At 50.9% G+C, this 16,892-nt stretch carries 12 protein-coding genes and 1 tRNA gene; 7 read left to right on the top strand and 6 right to left on the bottom strand.

The genetic code is table 11. The features are described 5' to 3' along the window. Positions 1–129: 129 nt before the first annotated feature. On the top strand, positions 130–4,008 hold the full coding sequence (locus tag JUJ53_RS01045; RefSeq protein ID WP_204150130.1) for a PAS domain S-box protein: 3,879 nt from the start codon (positions 130–132) through the stop codon (positions 4,006–4,008). A gap of 327 nt (positions 4,009–4,335) precedes the next feature. Here the strand turns inward: JUJ53_RS01045 and opcA are convergent, their stop codons facing one another. From opcA to fbp, 3 genes are all read right to left on the bottom strand, one after another. Further along, on the bottom strand, positions 4,336–5,673 hold the full coding sequence (gene opcA / locus JUJ53_RS01040; RefSeq protein ID WP_204150129.1) for a glucose-6-phosphate dehydrogenase assembly protein OpcA: 1,338 nt from the start codon (positions 5,671–5,673) through the stop codon (positions 4,336–4,338). Positions 5,674–5,760: 87 nt separating this feature from the next. Further along, on the bottom strand, positions 5,761–7,290 hold the full coding sequence (gene zwf / locus JUJ53_RS01035) for a glucose-6-phosphate dehydrogenase (protein WP_204150128.1): 1,530 nt from the start codon (positions 7,288–7,290) through the stop codon (positions 5,761–5,763). A gap of 72 nt (positions 7,291–7,362) precedes the next feature. Next, positions 7,363–8,430, bottom strand: coding sequence for a class 1 fructose-bisphosphatase (gene fbp / locus JUJ53_RS01030; protein WP_204150127.1), 1,068 nt, complete (start codon positions 8,428–8,430; stop codon positions 7,363–7,365). A gap of 434 nt (positions 8,431–8,864) precedes the next feature. On the opposite strand from fbp, the gene JUJ53_RS01025 reads away from it, so the two are divergent. The 5 genes from JUJ53_RS01025 (at position 8,865) to JUJ53_RS01005 (ending at position 11,954) form a co-directional block, all read left to right on the top strand. Then, positions 8,865–9,050 (top strand): hypothetical protein, encoded by a 186-nt coding sequence (locus JUJ53_RS01025; protein WP_204150126.1) that lies wholly within the window; start codon positions 8,865–8,867, stop codon positions 9,048–9,050. Positions 9,051–9,083: 33 nt separating this feature from the next. After that, entirely contained in the window at positions 9,084–10,313 is a 1,230-nt protein-coding gene (locus JUJ53_RS01020) for a homocysteine biosynthesis protein (protein ID WP_204150139.1), read from the top strand. A 52-nt stretch (positions 10,314–10,365) separates the two neighbouring features. After that, positions 10,366–11,079: an NnrU family protein gene (locus JUJ53_RS01015; RefSeq protein WP_204150125.1), complete on the top strand. Its 714-nt coding sequence runs from the start codon at positions 10,366–10,368 to the stop codon at positions 11,077–11,079. A gap of 47 nt (positions 11,080–11,126) precedes the next feature. After that, a complete protein-coding gene (locus JUJ53_RS01010) occupies positions 11,127–11,849 on the top strand; it encodes an HAD family phosphatase (RefSeq protein WP_204150124.1) in 723 nt (240 codons plus the stop codon). A 32-nt stretch (positions 11,850–11,881) separates the two neighbouring features. Beyond that, positions 11,882–11,954 (top strand) — tRNA-Ala (locus JUJ53_RS01005). A gap of 208 nt (positions 11,955–12,162) precedes the next feature. Here JUJ53_RS01005 and JUJ53_RS01000 read toward each other — a convergent pair. The 3 genes from JUJ53_RS01000 to JUJ53_RS00990 all read right to left on the bottom strand — a co-directional run bounded on the left by JUJ53_RS01000 (position 12,163) and on the right by JUJ53_RS00990 (position 16,162). Further along, on the bottom strand, positions 12,163–12,552 hold the full coding sequence (locus JUJ53_RS01000) for a type II toxin-antitoxin system VapC family toxin (RefSeq protein ID WP_204150123.1): 390 nt from the start codon (positions 12,550–12,552) through the stop codon (positions 12,163–12,165). 1 nt (position 12,553) lies between these two features. Next, positions 12,554–12,880, bottom strand: coding sequence for a DUF2281 domain-containing protein (locus tag JUJ53_RS00995; protein WP_204150122.1), 327 nt, complete (start codon positions 12,878–12,880; stop codon positions 12,554–12,556). Positions 12,881–13,015: 135 nt separating this feature from the next. Continuing rightward, positions 13,016–16,162, bottom strand: a complete 3,147-nt coding sequence (locus JUJ53_RS00990) for a type ISP restriction/modification enzyme (protein WP_204150121.1) — start codon at positions 16,160–16,162, stop codon at positions 13,016–13,018. 466 nt (positions 16,163–16,628) lie between these two features. Between JUJ53_RS00990 and JUJ53_RS00985 the strand changes: the two genes are divergently transcribed. Further along, positions 16,629–16,829 (top strand): hypothetical protein, encoded by a 201-nt coding sequence (locus JUJ53_RS00985; protein WP_204150120.1) that lies wholly within the window; start codon positions 16,629–16,631, stop codon positions 16,827–16,829. Positions 16,830–16,892: the final 63 nt, after the last annotated feature.

Below are 16,892 nucleotides of genomic sequence, written 5' to 3'. Positions count from 1 at the left end.
GACGATTTATCCATAGCCACCTACTTAACAACTATTAACCCTAGGTTTAAGGCTTAACCATGCCCTTCCTAGTACGTATAAACTCTAGCTCTGTTGTTATTAATAGCCATGCAGTCCCAGTCAACATGTATGCCCCAACCTGACTGGCAAGTTGCCATGGTACGCCATCCGTTAGTGATGGACGTTACGACTCCGTTAGTAGAGGCGATCGCCGCCATGGGGGCATCAGATTGCAATACATCTGTACTGCCTGCCCTTAGCGTTGCTGAACAGATACAGCTTGAGATTCGTTCGAGCTGTGTCTTGGTGGTAGCCCATGAGCGGTTAGTGGGGCTGTTGACCGACCGGGACATTGTGCGGCTAAGGAGTCGAGAAATAGCTTGGGAGACCCTCACCCTAGGGGAGACCATGACACCTCCCGTGGACGTTGTGCGAGCAGCCGCAACGGATACGCGATCTGTTCTTGATCTACTATCGCGCTATCCTATTTTGTATCTTCCGGTTGTCGATGAGGGCGACCGCCCTCTGGGATGGCTGACCCAGGCTACCATACTGCCCATTTTGTCTCCCCTCGACCTCTATCAGCACACCATCCAGCTTCAAGAGACTGTCGATCAGCTTAAGGCGGATAAGCAGGCATTGGAACAGTCTCGCACCTTAGACCCAGAGCAGCAGGTGGCGGAGCGCACGGCTACATTGGCAGCCCCAACCAATCGCGAAAAATCGCTGACCACGATCGCCGATCAAATTCGCAGTTCTTTAGACTTACAGCAGATTCTCGATACAACGGTGCGAGAGGTGCGATCGCTGCTCCAGTGCGATCGCGTGATTATGTACCAGCTTTATTCTGACCTTCGCGGTTGTGTGATTGCTGAATCCTTCATCGATCATGGCTTACCCATTTTACATAACACAACCCCTAATCCCTGCATTGCCTCAGACTGGCTGGAGTTTTTCCGTCTAGGTAACGTTCGCTTGGTGAACGATATCCACGATGAAACCATGGCCGTATGCCATCGGGAACTGTTAGAGTTGTTAGATATTCGCTCTACATTAATGGTGCCCATTGTTGTTGATCAACAGCTTTGGGGATTCATGGTGGCTAGCTATCGCGATCGCCCCTATGCTTGGCAGCCTGACGAGGTGCTGATTGCCCAGCAGCTATCGATCCAAGTTGCGATCGCCCTTCAGCAGGCTACAGCTTATCAACAAGCTCAGATTGAACTAGAGGAACGCAAAAAGGCTGAGGCAGCGCTACGGCAAAGTGAACAGCGGTTCCGCGCAATTTTCGACAACATGTTTCAGTTTATTGGGCTCCTATCCCCGGATGGTATTCTCCTGGAAGCGAATAAAACGGCCCTGGATACCACCGACATCCAGCAGGCGGATGTGGTAGGTCGGCCGTTTTGGGATGCTCATTGGTGGCAAATTTCGGCGGAAACCCAAGCTCAGGTCAAGGATGCGATCGCTCGGGCCGCCCAAGGTGAATTTGTGCGCTACGAGGTCGATATATGGGGAGCTAATCAGACGGTGATACCTATCGACTTTTCCCTGCGTCCAATTATGGATGAGGCGGGACAGGTGTTGCAGCTGATTCCCGAAGGTCGGGATCTAAGCGAGTCTAAACAGGTTGCAGCCCAGCGTCAGCGTGCCCTCGACTCTCTTCTAAAAAGTGAACAGCGCTATGCTAGCTTAACTGCCGCTGTCCCTGTAGGTATCTTTCGCACTGATGTTAAAGGCAATTGTCTTTATATTAATCAGCATTGGTGCGACCTAACAGGACTATCCCCCAAAGAAGCCATGAATGGGGAATGGGATAAGATTCTGCATCCAGACGATCGAGAGCACGTGTTAACAGCTTGGAAAGAGGCTAGACAGGCGCAGCAGCCGTTTCAATGTGAATATCGCTATCTACACGCCGACGGTACCGTTTGCTGGATCTATGAACAAACAATACCAGAGCGGGATGAAGCAGGGCAGGTGACGAGCTACATTGGCACGAATACAGACATTAGCGATCGCAAACGGATGGAGTTAGCCTTGGCAACGAGCGAAGCCCAGCATAGAGCTGTCCTTGCTGCCATTCCAGATCTGATGTTCCGGATTGGAGCCGATGGTCGGTATCGGGGCTTTATTACCCAATGTAGTGAACTCAATATACTTTCCTCCGAATCATCTTTTACAGGGCAAAAGATAGGAGATATGCTACCTCAGGAGCTAGCAGAACAAAAGATGCACTATCTCCAGCAAGCATTGGAGACTGGTGAACTTCAGGTTTATGAGCAAGAAGTGAAGGTGCGCGATCGCCTCCAGCAGGAAGAAGTACGAATTGTGAAAAGTGGTGATGATGAAGTGCTGTTCATGATTCGCGATATCAGCGATCGCAAGCAGGCTGAGGCAGAACGGCTTCAAGCCGAGAAAGTACGCCATGAGCTAAGGTTACTGGAAAGCATTTTAGATATTGTATTGGCGGGGTATTGGGATTGGGATCTGTCTACCGACTTAGAATATTTAAGCCCCGGCTTTAAACGGATGCTGGGCTATGACGATCATGAGTTGCCGAATGTCCCTGCAAGCTGGCAAGGACTCATCTTTCCAGAAGATTTACCTAGAGTGGACGAATGCTTTGAACGCCATGTGCAAAGTCAAGGTAAAATACCTTACTACAACGAAGTTCGCTATCGCCACAAGAACGGATCAACCGTTTGGGTGATTTGTTCGGGGCAGGTGATTGCCTGGGATGCGGCAGGGACACCCTTACGCATGATTGGTTGTCATATTGACATTAGCGATCGCAAGCAGTACGAAACCCAGTTGCAGCAAACTAATCTTGAACTAGCTCGGGCGACTCGTCTGAAGGATGAGTTTTTGGCGAACATGAGCCATGAACTACGCACGCCCCTGAACGCCATTCTAGGGATGACGGAAGGGTTGCAAGAAGAGATCTTTGGCCCAATTAATGCCCAGCAACGCCATGCCTTAGAAACCGTTGAGCGCAGTAGCCAACACCTGCTGTCGTTGATTAACGATATTTTGGATTTAGCCAAAATCGAATCTGGGCAAGTCGAACTTCATCACGCACCCACAGTCATCAGCACGCTTTGCAGTTCCAGCCTTGCCTTTGTAAATCAACAAGCCTTTAAAAAAAGTATCCAGATTCAGGTGCAGATGCCGTCAACGTTACCGATGCTTTTGATGGATGAACGTCGTATCTGCCAAGTGTTGATCAACTTGTTAAATAACGCTGTAAAATTTACGCCCGATGGCGGCACGATTACCCTAGCCGTCAGCCACGAGCGATCGCCCTTAGATACAACATCTAGCCATATTCGCTTTTCCGTGAGCGATACCGGGATTGGCATTGCTGCTGAGGATTTATCCAAGCTGTTCCAGCCTTTTACCCAAATAGACAGCTCTCTCAGTCGTCAATTTGAGGGGACGGGTCTGGGGTTATCGCTGGTAAAACGGATTGTTGATCTCCACGGCGGCGCGGTAGAGGTGACGAGTACGCTAGGCAGCGGCAGTTGTTTTTCGTTCACGCTGCCCTGTCTCGGTGTTGCTCTGCCAGACGTTCAACCTAATGGTGATCTGTCATCCAGTTCTGGTGCCGCCCAAGCTGCCAATGCGTCAGAGCCCTTAATCTTGATAGCTGAAGATAACCCAGATAACATCATGACCCTAGATAGTTATCTAGAAGCTAAGGGCTACCGTTTGGTGACGGCGCAAAATGGACAAGAAGCGATCGCCCTTACGCAATCACTACGCCCTGCACTCATTTTGATGGATATCCAGATGCCGGTGATGGATGGATTGGATGCCATTCGATATATTCGGCAACAGTCAGATTATGCCGATGTACCCATCATTGCCCTGACGGCCTTAGCCATGCCGGGCGATCGCGATCGCTGTCTGGAGGCCGGGGCCAACGACTATATGACCAAGCCTATTCACCTCAAACAGCTCGTAGCCATGATTCAATCGCTATTACAGAATCGATCAGAAACGTGAGAGGATAAGATATTGGGGAAAGCGATCGCCGCCGCGCTATATCAAACCCAGTCAGACAAGCCATTAATTCAAGGCTGTGGCTATTCCGGATTGGATACCCATGTCCGCTGCAAAGCACTAGCGGCTTGACGAAACCGGTCTTGCTGAATCGCAAGATGATTTGCGCCCATGAACCATAAGCGAGATGCTCACCCTCACCCTTCATACACGAGCCAGACAGGGTGAGTATCTTGCTCCCATGCCGGTTTCATAGCTTCATTCCGCAACGCCACCTACCCGAGCAACTGCACAGGCAGGAGAGGATTCGATGACAATCCTAGGTGACTCCTAGCGATCGCGCAGAGTCAGGATATCAGCCGTGACGGCCAGGCTTTCCTCATAGAGCATATCTCGCCCCCAGCGCTGCAGTTGCTGGCTCATAAGTGCCTCAGCCCGTTGATCAGATAAGGCACTCACCTGCTCCGTGCGGCAAGATTGGGCGCTGCCGCCGGCCTCCATGCGCATACAGCCGGTGGTTTCTGAACAGAGGATGGTGCAACAATCAGCGTTGCAGTTGGTGGAGGTCAGGCGGATGCCCACAAGGTCGCCCATGATTTCGCCCCAGTCGGCGGTAGGGATAGCAGCCAGTTCGGCTTCAATCCGTCGATGGTTCGTGCCTTCAAAGTAAATGTGCCGTAGGTCATAGTCGCCGCCGGTGGCTTGATACTCCACAGGTTTCCAACCTAGGCGACTGGCTAGCCAGCCGAGATACATGAGAGCCTGGGCTGCATTGCCTTTTTCATAGTCGATGGCGACTTGATCCATCTCGGCTAGGGAATCGCGGCGCTCTGGTGGATCGAAGGCAGCAGCGGTCAATTCTTGCCAAGGGGAGAGGCGATGCCAGTTGAGGTCGGCGATGAAGGTATTTTGCTCAATCAAGTGCTGCATTTTGAGCAGTTCCGACTCAGCATCGCTAAAGTAGCTGGAGTCTACAATGATGCAGTTGGTGGAGGTGGTAAGGCTTTGGAATAGGGTTTGTTCTGGATTGGGGGTCGCTTTCCACCAAATGAACTTGGGTAGATCTGGAATCATCAAGGATGCGACGATATCGCTGACCCGCTCTAGGGCGGTTTTGGTGCCCCGCAAGGTGATGTATTCACAGCATACTAGATTGCTGCCGGTGCCGCCTTTTTGTACGGGACAGTAGGCGGATACCTGGGCCGATACACCTTGGTCATCGCCTAGGACGGGGCAAAGGGTAATGATCCGACAGGGGTTTTGGGCAGCGATCGCATCACTAATGCTAAATCCCCGCGCATTCAGGTTGGTAATCTGGGTGCGATCGTCTGGCTGCTTAGCAAACTCTTCCCGGAGACGGGCTAGGGTGGTGGGATCCACCCGTCCCGTCACCCGCAAGTCGTAGGCGATTTGGGCTTCCTTCACGGCCGCCTTGGTGAGGGGGCCATGAATACCGTCGATGGGGCCAGAGTAGAAGCCTAGCCCTGCTAAGAGCTGCTGGAATTCTTCCGGCTCATAGACCACCATGCTAAAGGTGGCAGCTCGGGTGGCGATGGGGGTGCCGCTGCCGCTATTTTGGCTCAGCCAAATTTTGCTCAGCTCTGCCTCAATCTCGTGGAGCGAAATATCCTTGGGCTTCTGAAGCGCCACAATTGGGGTCGGTGTCATACGTGTAGATTCCTCAGTTAGCTAGACATGATTCGCGCAATACCTCTACCTCGGGGGAAGCGATCGCCTCCCCCACGAGTCCAGGATCTATAGGCGTCGCCAGCGCCGTTCATCTCGGTTCAGCAGCATTTCTGCTTCCACAGGCCCCCAGGTACCAGCTTCATAGAGAGAGATGGCGTCCGGTGGGGCGGGCGCATCCCACACCTGCAGCAGGGGCGTTAAGACCCGCCAAGAAGCTTCCACTTCATCACCTCGGGTGAAGAGGGTTTGATCCCCCAACATGCAGTCAATCAACAGACGACTGTAGGCATCGGTGCTGGGTTGCCCAAAGGCCGCGTCATAGCGGAAGTCCATATCCACCGATCGCGTTCGTAGAGAATTCCCTGGTGTTTTCACCTCAAACCGCATGGCGATCCCCTCATTGGGTTGAATCCGCAGCGCTAGCACATTGCGGTTGACCTGCTTAGCGGCGGACTGGAACATAATGTAGGGCACCTCGCGAAAGTGGATGGAAATCTCCGACACTTTCTTGGGCATCCGCTTGCCGGTACGTAGATAGAACGGCACCCCTTTCCAACGCCAGTTGTCGATGGAAAGCTTCAGCGCCGCATAGGTGGGTGTGGTGGAATCGGGTGGTGCCCCCTCTTCACTACGATAGCTCGGAACATCCTGACCCTTCATCCAACCGGACGTATATTGCCCCCGGACAGCGGAAGCATCAATATTGTCGAGATCGGCTAAACGGGTGGCCTGCACCACTTTCACCTTTTCATTGCGCACACTGTCGGCATCCAGGGAGTTGGGTGGCTCCATGGCCGTGAGACAGAACAACTGCATTAGGTGATTTTGCACCATGTCCCGCAGAGCTCCGGAGGTTTCATAGTAGCCCGCCCGTCCTTCCAGCCCCACCGTTTCCGCCACGGTAATCTGCACATGATCGACAAATTGGCGGTTCCACAACGGCTCGAAAATGGCGTTGGCAAAGCGAAAAACCAGGAGATTCTGAACCGTTTCTTTACCGAGGTAGTGGTCAATGCGGTACACCTGCTCTTCCGAGCACACCTGCTGCACCACGCGGTTGAGCACTTGGGCACTGCTGAGGTCGTGGCCAAAGGGCTTTTCGATCACCAGGCGTTGTTTCGCGGGATCGGTCAACATGCCAGCGGTTCCCAACTGCTGGGTGGCTTCGGCAAAGAAGCGCGGTGCAACGGACAGGTAGAAGACGCGATTGCCTCGGGTACCGCGCTGCTCGTCTAGCTCGCCTAGGAAGGCTTTGAGCTTATGGTAGCTAGAGGGATTGTCGATATCGCCAGAACAATAGAAAAGTCCTTTAGCAAAGTCATTCCAAATGTCTTCGGAGACAATGCCGCCCCCAAATTCTTGAATCCCTTTGTAGGAATGCTCACGGAAATAGTCATGGCTCCAGTCACGCCGCGCGACGCCCACAATGGTTAGCTCTGGAGGCAGTTTGCGCTCCAGTTTCATTTGATAGATGGCTGGAATCAACTTACGGTGGGTGAGATCACCGGAGGCCCCGAAAATAGTGAGAATTTGAGGTTCGGGGATGCGGTCTTGCTGAAGACCAACGCGCAGGGGATTTTCGAGCGAGGTAACCATAGGCGGGGTTCACTATAACAAGGGATGAACAAGTCGTGTGGGGAAACGATTCTATCTCAAGGCTGAGCCGGACTAGGGATGCTTAAGCATGACATCTTGCTCCCGCGTGCGTTCTTGAATGAAGGATTCAACCAAGGCCACGTCGTCTTGGCTGCCGATCACCAGGGGCGTGCGAGTGTGGATGCGATCGGGGATCACGTCCATAATGTCTTGGGTGCCGGTGCTGGCTCGTCCACCGGCTTGCTCCATCAAGAAAGCTAAGGGTGCAGATTCATACAGCAAGCGTAGTTTGCCCTCTGGGTTTTTCACCGTGCCGGGGTACACAAATACGCCGCCTTGGAACAAAATTCGGTGGAAGTCGCCCACCAGTGCGCCGCTATAGCGAGCCGTGTAGCCTTCGTGGCGATGAACGTAGCGAATGTAGTCGCGGATGGAATCGTCCCATTGCCAAAAGTTACCTTCATTGACGCTGTAGACAGGGCCATGGGCGGGAACTTGGATATTTTCGCTAGACAGGATGAATTCACCAAGGCTAGGGTCGAGGGTGAAGGCATGAACGCCCTGACCGATGGAATAGACCAGCATGGTGGTGGGGCCGTAGAGCACGTAGCCAGCGGCAATTTGCTGATGACCATTTTGCAGCAGATCGGCGGCAGTGCCATCAAGATCCTCGCCCTCTTGGCGACGAATGGCAAAGATGGAACCTACGTTGAGGTTAATATCAACGTTCGAGGAGCCGTCGATCGGGTCGTAGAGGAGGGTATAGCGGCCAATGGGACAATTTTCTGGGATGTAGTAAGGGTTTTCCATCTCTTCTGACGCCAAACGGCAGACTAGGCCGCTTTGTTCGAAGGCGGAAATGAAGACTTGGTTGGCATAGACATCCATGCGCTTGACTTCTTCGCCCTGTACATTGGTGCGTCCGGTGAAGCCGAGGGCATCTTCCACTAAGCCTGACCGATTGAGGCGGCGAGCTACGAGTTTGGCAGCGAGGGCGATGCGGTTCATCAAGGCGCTGAGGTCTTGGGCATCGGTGGAAAAGCTATGGAGCTGTTGCAGGACGTGGCGCGACAGGGTGGTACAGTCGCGATCGAGGGCGTACTTATGGGTGAATTCGAGATCGTGGGCTGGATCAGCCATGGTGGATTCCTTCCTGGATTGCGTCGGAGCGATCGCCTTGGGCTAGAGGATGGAACAGGGGCACAGGGTCGTGCGCTAAGGGTTGAAGATTGGTCATTGCCCATCGTTCAGAGCCGATCGCTCTTCCTCCTATCTTAAGAAGGTCTTCCCAGAAGCGAACTGAACTTTAGAACAACTATAGAAAGGAGCTGAGCTTTTGGTCAGAATCTTGCTGTGGCGACAGGTATCAAGCACCATAAACATCGTTCCTCTGTCCAAGAGTCGCAGGAGCGACGAAGACAGGTGTCAACGCGGGAGCGCTGGCACCATAAAATCCGGGGGCGATCGCGCGTTAACAGGCGGCTAGGTGTAGGATGTCACTAGCTGATGGAGACGCAGCGTTGAAGTTCAGACCCCGGTCTGCTGCGATCCCATGGGCCGATTCTCTCGTTGTGATGACTGTGGTGTTAAGTACTCTGACGAAGGTTTTGCTGGCATCGTTGGGAATTTCCCTGGCCATTAAATACGGTGGCCCCTACCTACCATTGACGGGCACCTCGGCCACCGCCGCTGTGATTGTGGTGGCTCCGTCTATTCTGTTGGCGATCGCTCTGGGCTGGGATGCCTGGTCGCGCCGATAAGTCTTCCCTGAACTATGGAGCGCTGCACCGGTGATACGAACCCTAGCAGAAATTAACGAAAAAATTGAGCGGCAGACGGCGGTTGTTTGGACGGTGGAGGAGCTGAAGGCCCGGGTGCTGGAGGTGGGGGTTGCCCAAGCGGCCCAGCAGGTAGACGTGGTGACCACGGGCACCTTTGAGGCGATGGAGTCTTCCGGGGCGATCATCAATCTGGGGCATACGGATCCGCCGATTAAGATTCGCCAATGCTGGCTAGATGGAGTCTTGGCCTACTCCGGGTTTGGGGCGGTGGATTTGTACATTGGTGCGACCCAGCCTTGTAGCTATACCGGGCCAGGGGATCTGTCCATGGTGGAGGACAGCAAGGTGGATGAGCCGGTGGGGCAAAAAGGGCGCGATCGCGGCGGCGGGCATGTGATTGCGGATTTAATCGCCGGCAAGCCGATTCACCTGCAGGCGATCGGCCAGGTGACGGACTGCTATCCCTGCCCGTCCTTTGAAACCACCATCACCACCGATACGATTAACCAGTTCTACCTGTTCAATCCCCGCAATCTCTACCAAAACTTCATTGTGGGCGTAAACGGGGGCGATCGCCCCCTCTACACCTACCTAGGGCCGCTGCAGCCGCGCCTAGGCAATGCTGTCTATTCCAACCCCGGAGCCATTTCTCCCCTGTTCAACGATCCCGAACTCCAGCTCATCGGCATCGGCAGCCGCATTTTTCTGGGCGGCGGCATCGGCTATGTGTCCTGGGAAGGCACCCAGCATTTTCCCCTACAAAAACGATTGCCCAACCAAACCCCCATTGGCCCCGCCGCCACCCTAGCGCTCATTGGCGATGCGAAACAGATGTCGCCCAAGTGGGTGAAGGGCTGCTATTTCAAAAGCTACGGGCCATCCCTGATGATCGGCGTGGGGATTCCTCTGCCGGTGCTCTCGGAAGCCGTTGTGGAGCGCTGTGCGGTGCAAGATCAGGACTTGGTGGCCCCGGTGGTAGACTTTTCCATTCCCCGGCGGGTGCGCCCCACCTTTGGTCTGGTCAGCTATGCCCAACTCAAGTCTGGACGCATCACCCTAGAAGGGCGATCGGTGCGCTCTGCCCCCTTAGCCAGCATTTACCTCTCGCGCCAGGTGGCCCTAGAACTCAAGCAATGGATCGAAGCCGGTACGTTTACCCTGACAGAACCCGTGGCTCCCATCCCCAGCGATCGCACCTTCCGCGCCCAAGATCGCTGGAGTCCACAGGTTTCGCTGGATTAGCCTCTAGCGTTAAGCTAGAACATGGCGTATCGAACTCCCTGTCTAAAACTCTATGACCCTCCCTTGGTTGACCTCCAGCCATCTGATTATGCTGGCCCTGCTGGCTGGATTTGCGATCGCCCATAGCGGTCTGGCCTCCCTGCGATCGCGGGTAGAAGCGGTGATTGGGGCACGGCTCTACCGCGTCTTATTTGCCCTGGTCAGCATTCCCTTTGCCACAGTGCTCATTATCTATTTCATCAACCATCGCTACGACGGAGCGCAGTTGTGGAACCTACAGGGCGTGCCGGGTATGCAGTCGTTGGTGTGGATCTTATCGGCGGTGTCCTTTATCTTTCTCTACCCCGCCACGTTTAACCTTCTGGAAATTGCCGCCATCCAAAAACCCCAGGTACACCTCTACGAAACGGGCATCATTCGCATCACCCGCCATCCCCAAATGGTCGGTCAAGTCATCTGGTGCGTAGCCCATGCGCTGTGGCTAGGGACAACCTTTATGCTAGTCACCTGCCTGGGTCTCATTGCCCATCATCTGTTTGGCGTTTGGCATGGCGATCGCCGTCTCCTAGCGCGCTATGGTGATGCCTTTACCGCCGTGAAAGAACGAACCTCGGTGATCCCCTTTTTGGCGATCGCTCAAGGTCGGCAAACCTTGAAGCCGCTGGAATTTCTGCGCCCCTCCTATCTGGGAATTGCTATCTTTATCGGCCTGCTTTGGTGGGCCCATCCCCTGCTGATCACCTCGACCAGCCGCCTGTCGTGGTAAATCCATAGGGTACGCTAAAAAAACGTGATGACGATTGACGACGTGTTATGCCGCTAAAAGCTGTATTGTTCGACTGTAGTGGTGTGATCATCCATGATGAAGAGCTCCGCAAACAGTTGCTGGAAGAACTTCTCCTGGATGAAAATCTGCGACCCAATGGGGAAGAATTTGCGCCCCTGTGCCTGGGACGGAGCGATCGCGCTTGTCTGACAGACTTGTTTGAACGGCGCGGGCGGATTATGAATCAGGATTACCTCAAACGATTGTGCGATCGCAAGGCGGAGCGCTATCAACGCCTGCTGGACGATCAAGCCAAGTTGCCGATTTATCCAGGGGTGACGGATTTGCTCTACCAACTGCGGACGTTGCAGGTGGCGATCGCGGTGGTGAGTGGCGCGGCGCGGTCTGAGGTCGATTACGTGATGCAGCGCAGTCACTTAGCCGATCAAGTCAATGCAGTGATATCAGGCGATGACTACCTAGTGGGGCCGCCAGAGCCGGATGGTTACCTGACAGCGATCGCTCGTTTGAATGCTCAGCAGGCCACGCTCAACCTCATGCCAGCAGACTGCTTGGTGATTGAAGATACACCGGCGGGGATTCAGGCGGCCAAGGCGGCGGGCATGTCGGTGGTGGGGGTGGCGAATACCTACCCCTATCACATGATGCAGCGGCAGGCGAACTGGGCCGTGGACTATTTGACGGAGCTGGAGCTAGATCGGGTGCAGCAGGTGTTCAATGGGGCCGAATTGCGTCAATCAGTAGGGTGAAGCTAGGAAGGTCAATGGTAAAATAGCGGCAGGGGGAATTAGCTCAATTGGTAGAGCGCTGCGATCGCACCGCAGAGGTAAGGGGTTCGAATCCCCTATTCTCCATTCTTTCAAACCCATGCAAGCCAAGGGTTATATTGCTCATCAACGGCATGATTTAGCCCATGGACGAGTTCCTCAAGTCATGAGCTGTGATGCCACGTTGGGTCATTTTGGTTAGACGTTGGATCGAAAATGGATCGAAAGATTGACTCGATCTTTTCTTCCTTAGTCTGCTCATCCTGCAACGTAACGTAGAAAATCTTGGACTTGCTCATGCCCACACCCGCTGAATGGGATACGCATCAAACTTTTCATCTCCGCTGACAATATCCAACCCGTAATTCATCGCCTGGGCGACCAAAATGCGATCGAACGGATCACGATGGTCTGGCATCAATGGCAAATTTATGTAAGTTTGCGTATCTTCGATGTTAATCGGTAAAATCTCAGATCTCGTAACCGCTATTCGCGCTAGTAAATCGTCAAATGAGCAATAGATTTGCAGCTTGCCGATATTCAGTTTGATTGCAATTTCCCACACACTCGCCATACTAAAGAACAAATCTGACTTTGCTTCAACGATCTCTCTAGCTTTTAAGCTCAAGCTAGAATTCTGCGTTACATACCAAAGCACTACATGCGTATCTAAAAGCACTGCCATACTACATATAGTCCTTTAGATCTTCTAGAGGCTCATCAAAGTCATCAGATATCACTATTTTCCCAGCTAAACTCCCATAGCCATACTTTTTTTCATACTCAGTACGAGCAGTAGCATTAGTCAGGTCTAGAGGTTCATCAAAGTTATCTGGCAGCGGCAACACAAATGTGCCTTTCATAGAACCAGGCAAACGACGTTTCTTTGGTGTTTCTTCTTGGACGGGTCGTGTTGTATGTTTCTCCAACAGAAATTCAATGTAATGGAGTACTTCTGTTTGAAGTGACTCAGGCAGCTTTTCTAGCTTTTCTAGAATGGTTGGTTGTATCATCACGTTTTCTCCTTTCTTGCTCTTACTCAAAACATCACAGCAATTCTAATTTGAATTCCAAGAACGTTGTTTTTTGTGCCTGAGATTTTAGGGTTATTTCTCACATCCGATTGGGTATCGACAATAAAAACATAATCAACTCTTTTGATGCTCAACGGTATCGGGCATTTGTTGAATGATCTCCATGGTCTTGACGCTGACGGTGCAGACCCGATCGAGTAGGTCGATGACGTGTTCTTTGTAGTCGGCAAATTTGTAGGTGTTGAAGAGTTTGGCGATCGTCGGGTCTTTGGGTTTCTTTTCTTTGTGTTGGTCGAGAATCCATTCTAGGGCGGAGCGGTTGCCGAGTTTGTAGTCCCAGGCAACGGCGGGCACTCCTTCTAGGGTGGTTTCGGTATCGAGGATGATTTTGCCTTCGGTTTTGTCGGCTTTGAGTTTGGCTTTGGGTGTGGTGCGTTTAGTGGGTTTGGCTGGGTCGGGTGTGTCGGTGGGGATTAAGGTTGTCTGTAAGGGTGCATCACTGGCTGACTTTTTGCGCCCTACATCGACCCGTCGCAAGCCATAGGGTTTAATGGTTTCATAGTTCAGGTGCAGTTCCATGAGGGCTTTGCCCCAAGCTGCCCATTGGTGGAAGTCGGCATAGAAGGGCAGGCGGGGAAATTCGCGTTTGAGGTTGAGTTCGTATTTGGTACGGTAGGCGGGATGGTGCAGAACGGCGTAGGTGTAGTGGAAGATATCGAGTTTGGTGATGGTGGGGTCGTTGTAGTGGGTGTGGAATTGGGTTAAGCCCCAGTCGGTGATGTTGTCGATGCGGTTTCCATCTTTGTCGTAGCGGTAGAGGGGAAGGCACTGAGAACCACCTTGAGTTTGGTAATCCGGTATTGCGTCAATCGCCAAAGCGTAAACAGGCAATTCAACTCCGGACTTCAACCAGATAGCAAAATTTTTATTGTTTTCGGATTCTTGCTCTATGCATGAGAAGTACTGCCTAACAAGCCCAAACTCATCAACCAGAATGTCCGAAGTATAAAGATTTTTTTTGATATACGGTCTGTAGAAAACTTGCTTAATTTTCTCATAGGCAAAAAATTCTAACTCCTTCCTTTTAACCTTTGACTTAATATTTCGACTCCACTTTAAATCAAAGCCTTCACACAATTTTTCAAGGTCAAATCCATTTTCATGAAGCCTATCTTCGTAAATTTTAACTACTGATTGATAAGATTCAAGAAAATATTGAATCTTCTTTGCTAGAGAACTAGAGGAGTAATCATACACCCATTCATCGCGTCCAGTGGATATTCCATTGGAGAAGGACTTAAATACATCTCTCTCTTGAGATTCTTTCAATGTATTCTTAGTTTCCTTACTAGCAATTGATATTAAATCATCGAAGTTGTTATTGGTTAATCTCGTCCAATTACCCTTTTTGTCTGGAACAACATTCTGAAAGGGTATTTCTTGGACAGTTTTTCCAGCCAGAAAACTTAGCTTATCTTCTGCCAGCTCAAATTCGGGTCTTTCACAAAAGGAAATTTTACAATTGTCTTGTGATTTCGACTTGTCTTTCACTAAAAAAATAATTGTGACACCTATTTGAATATTGAAGACGTTGTGAGTTGTACCGGACAGTTTAGGGTTTTCGTGGATGTTTCCGCCGAGATCAATAATGTAGATGTTACTAAACTCACCAGAAATTGCTCTCCGAAAACCATCATAGACTCCTCTATGGATGAATGATGAGTTCGTGATGAAAGCAACAATTCCATCCTGGCTCAATCTATCAGTTGCCCATCTGAAAAACCTAAAGTAAGGATCGTAGTATCTAACTTTTTGTGCAGTACCTTGACTAATATAAGTTGCCTTAATATTTTTATCCACTTCCGGATACTTCCGATTTTTATTATTATCGTTTTCGTTTTCTTGATTGGCGTTGTAGGGCGGATTGCCGATAATCACAGAAATCGTGCGATCGTTTTGATTCTGAATTCGTGTCGTATTTTGCACACTCATGGCAAACAGATCAAACTGTTTTCCTTCAAATCCGCAGTGATCAAGTGTGTCTACTAAGCAAATATTTTTGAATTCTTCATATTCACCCATTTTTTGCTGATAGGTAAACTCAATATTTAAGTTGGCAATGTAATAGGGCAAGATCGCCACTTCATTGCAGTGAATCTCATGTTTATATTTATGCTCTAGCTTATCTGCAGGCAAGTATTCAATAAGTTCCGTTACATAGGTTCCTGTCCCGGTGCAGGGGTCTAGAATCTCCACGCCCGGATCGCTCAACAGTTTGCCAAAGTGTTTGTGTACTAGATAGTCAGTGCTCTCAATCATGAAGCGCACGATTTCGTTGGGTGTGTAAACAATGCCCAAGCGATCCGCCGCCTTGGGATTATAGGCTTTGTAGAAATTCTCGTAGATTGCCTTAAGAAATTTTTGCTTTTCGTGATGGTTAACGATATTTTCAGACTTGCGGCGAATTACTGCATAGTAGTGTTCGATGCTTTTGAGTGTATTTTTGCGGGTGGCTCCGGTAAAAAAGGTGTTGATGATTTCTGACAGTTCGCGCGCAATGTTGTTTTCGCGGTGAAACTGTGACTCATGGAAAATGTTGGTAAAAATATCCTCGGTGAGAATGTGCTGAATCAACATCTCATGGATATCGAAGATCTCGATTTCGGGGTTGATCGACTGGCGACACACTTCTAGAAATGTGTTGCGGCGATCCCTAAATTGGGTGTTGCTCTCCTCTTGCTGGGTAATAATGTCGCGCAGCACCGGCAAGATATGGGGAATGTCTTCTTTAAATTTGGCGATCGCTGCCCGAAAGTCGCGGACTTCGGCGCGTTCATATTCAACAAACGTCTGGAGCAACCGATCGAGTGCTTCGGCATCTTTCATCGAAACGCGAGCCACTTCCTGACTGTGCTGAATTAGCACGGCGGTCTGGGAGTCTTCAAACAGAATATTTTCGTCAGGATAGCCCTTAGCAAATTTTTTCTCAATCTCTTCGTCGAGCTTGTCGTACTGGTCTTTGCTCTCCCACCAGCCATGCTCCAACCGAATGGCATCCTTCACCGTGCCATCAGGAAAAACTGTTGTATTGAACTTGGTCTTAAAGTCGAGTTCTGGGATGAGCAGATAGTTGTGGGGTTTACAGTAGTCATTCAGCAAACGCTCAAAGGCATTGCGAATGCTGGTTTCCTTCTTGGAACCACCATAGCGAATGATTTTTTCGACCTCCGCCTGGTACTGCGTCACCAGTAATCTGGACATAGAGCGACTCCTAGAACCATAAAGCCTCAGTCAACTGAAGACTAAAGCTCAGTATTCCCATTTTGCCTCGAAGCTTACACCTGCTGTTGATTGCTATGCAGATAGTTTAAGTAGATTTTCATGGTCTGTGTGGAAGCCAGAGACGCAAAATTAGTACACAAGCTATACTTTGGTCTCTTTCTCTATGATAGACTCTCGACCCAGAAAAAAATCCTTGACTAATGTCGCAACAAGACGCTAGAGGCGATCGCTTTTCTGCCCTAGCGATACTCTGCGTGACCTCGGTGTTTAGGGCGAGGCGCGGGGAGAAAGTAGTACGCGTCATGTCCATGCCCCGCCTAGTTTCATCGCTTAATTCAGCAGCACATAAAGCAAAGAAACTCAGTTTCTTGAAACTTGGCTATCATAGTATCGACACTGCCTTGCTCCTTGCTACACGCAGCAAGCAACCACATGCCGTAAAACTATGACCTCCATTCAATATCAACTTTCCCTCAGTTTCGAGCAAATCCTGAGCTTAGTTAAGCAACTGCCTGAACCAGAAAAATTAAAACTAAGCGAAGTGTTATCCCAAGACTTGCTAGATAGTAAACTGACTCATCTTCTTCAAACCTTCAAAACTGATGAAATCTCCTTATCGCTCTTCAATGACTCTGGCGGTAGATAGAATAGAGTAAAAGGGCTGGAACCTAGTGAGAAGCGATGATAGCACCCCGTATAGCCAAGGCGA

Source organism: Leptolyngbya sp. CCY15150 (assembly GCF_016888135.1).
In the GTDB taxonomy this organism is placed as follows: domain Bacteria; phylum Cyanobacteriota; class Cyanobacteriia; order RECH01; family RECH01; genus RECH01.
Note: the sequence above shows the minus strand (reverse complement) of the source record. Positions and strands in the feature narration are given on the sequence as shown.

Excerpts from the sequence above, each read along its gene's own strand:
- JUJ53_RS01045 (WP_204150130.1), top strand. The coding sequence starts at position 130 with ATGCCCCAACCTGACTGGCAAGTTGCCATGGTACGCCATCCGTTAGTG.
- opcA (WP_204150129.1), bottom strand. The coding sequence starts at position 5,673 with ATGACACCGACCCCAATTGTGGCGCTTCAGAAGCCCAAGGATATTTCG.
- zwf (WP_204150128.1), bottom strand. The coding sequence starts at position 7,290 with ATGGTTACCTCGCTCGAAAATCCCCTGCGCGTTGGTCTTCAGCAAGAC.
- fbp (WP_204150127.1), bottom strand. The coding sequence starts at position 8,430 with ATGGCTGATCCAGCCCACGATCTCGAATTCACCCATAAGTACGCCCTC.
- JUJ53_RS01025 (WP_204150126.1), top strand. The coding sequence starts at position 8,865 with ATGACTGTGGTGTTAAGTACTCTGACGAAGGTTTTGCTGGCATCGTTG.
- JUJ53_RS01015 (WP_204150125.1), top strand. The coding sequence starts at position 10,366 with ATGACCCTCCCTTGGTTGACCTCCAGCCATCTGATTATGCTGGCCCTG.
- JUJ53_RS01010 (WP_204150124.1), top strand. The coding sequence starts at position 11,127 with ATGCCGCTAAAAGCTGTATTGTTCGACTGTAGTGGTGTGATCATCCAT.
- JUJ53_RS01000 (WP_204150123.1), bottom strand. The coding sequence starts at position 12,552 with ATGGCAGTGCTTTTAGATACGCATGTAGTGCTTTGGTATGTAACGCAG.
- JUJ53_RS00995 (WP_204150122.1), bottom strand. The coding sequence starts at position 12,880 with ATGATACAACCAACCATTCTAGAAAAGCTAGAAAAGCTGCCTGAGTCA.
- JUJ53_RS00990 (WP_204150121.1), bottom strand. The coding sequence starts at position 16,162 with ATGTCCAGATTACTGGTGACGCAGTACCAGGCGGAGGTCGAAAAAATC.
- JUJ53_RS00985 (WP_204150120.1), top strand. The coding sequence starts at position 16,629 with ATGACCTCCATTCAATATCAACTTTCCCTCAGTTTCGAGCAAATCCTG.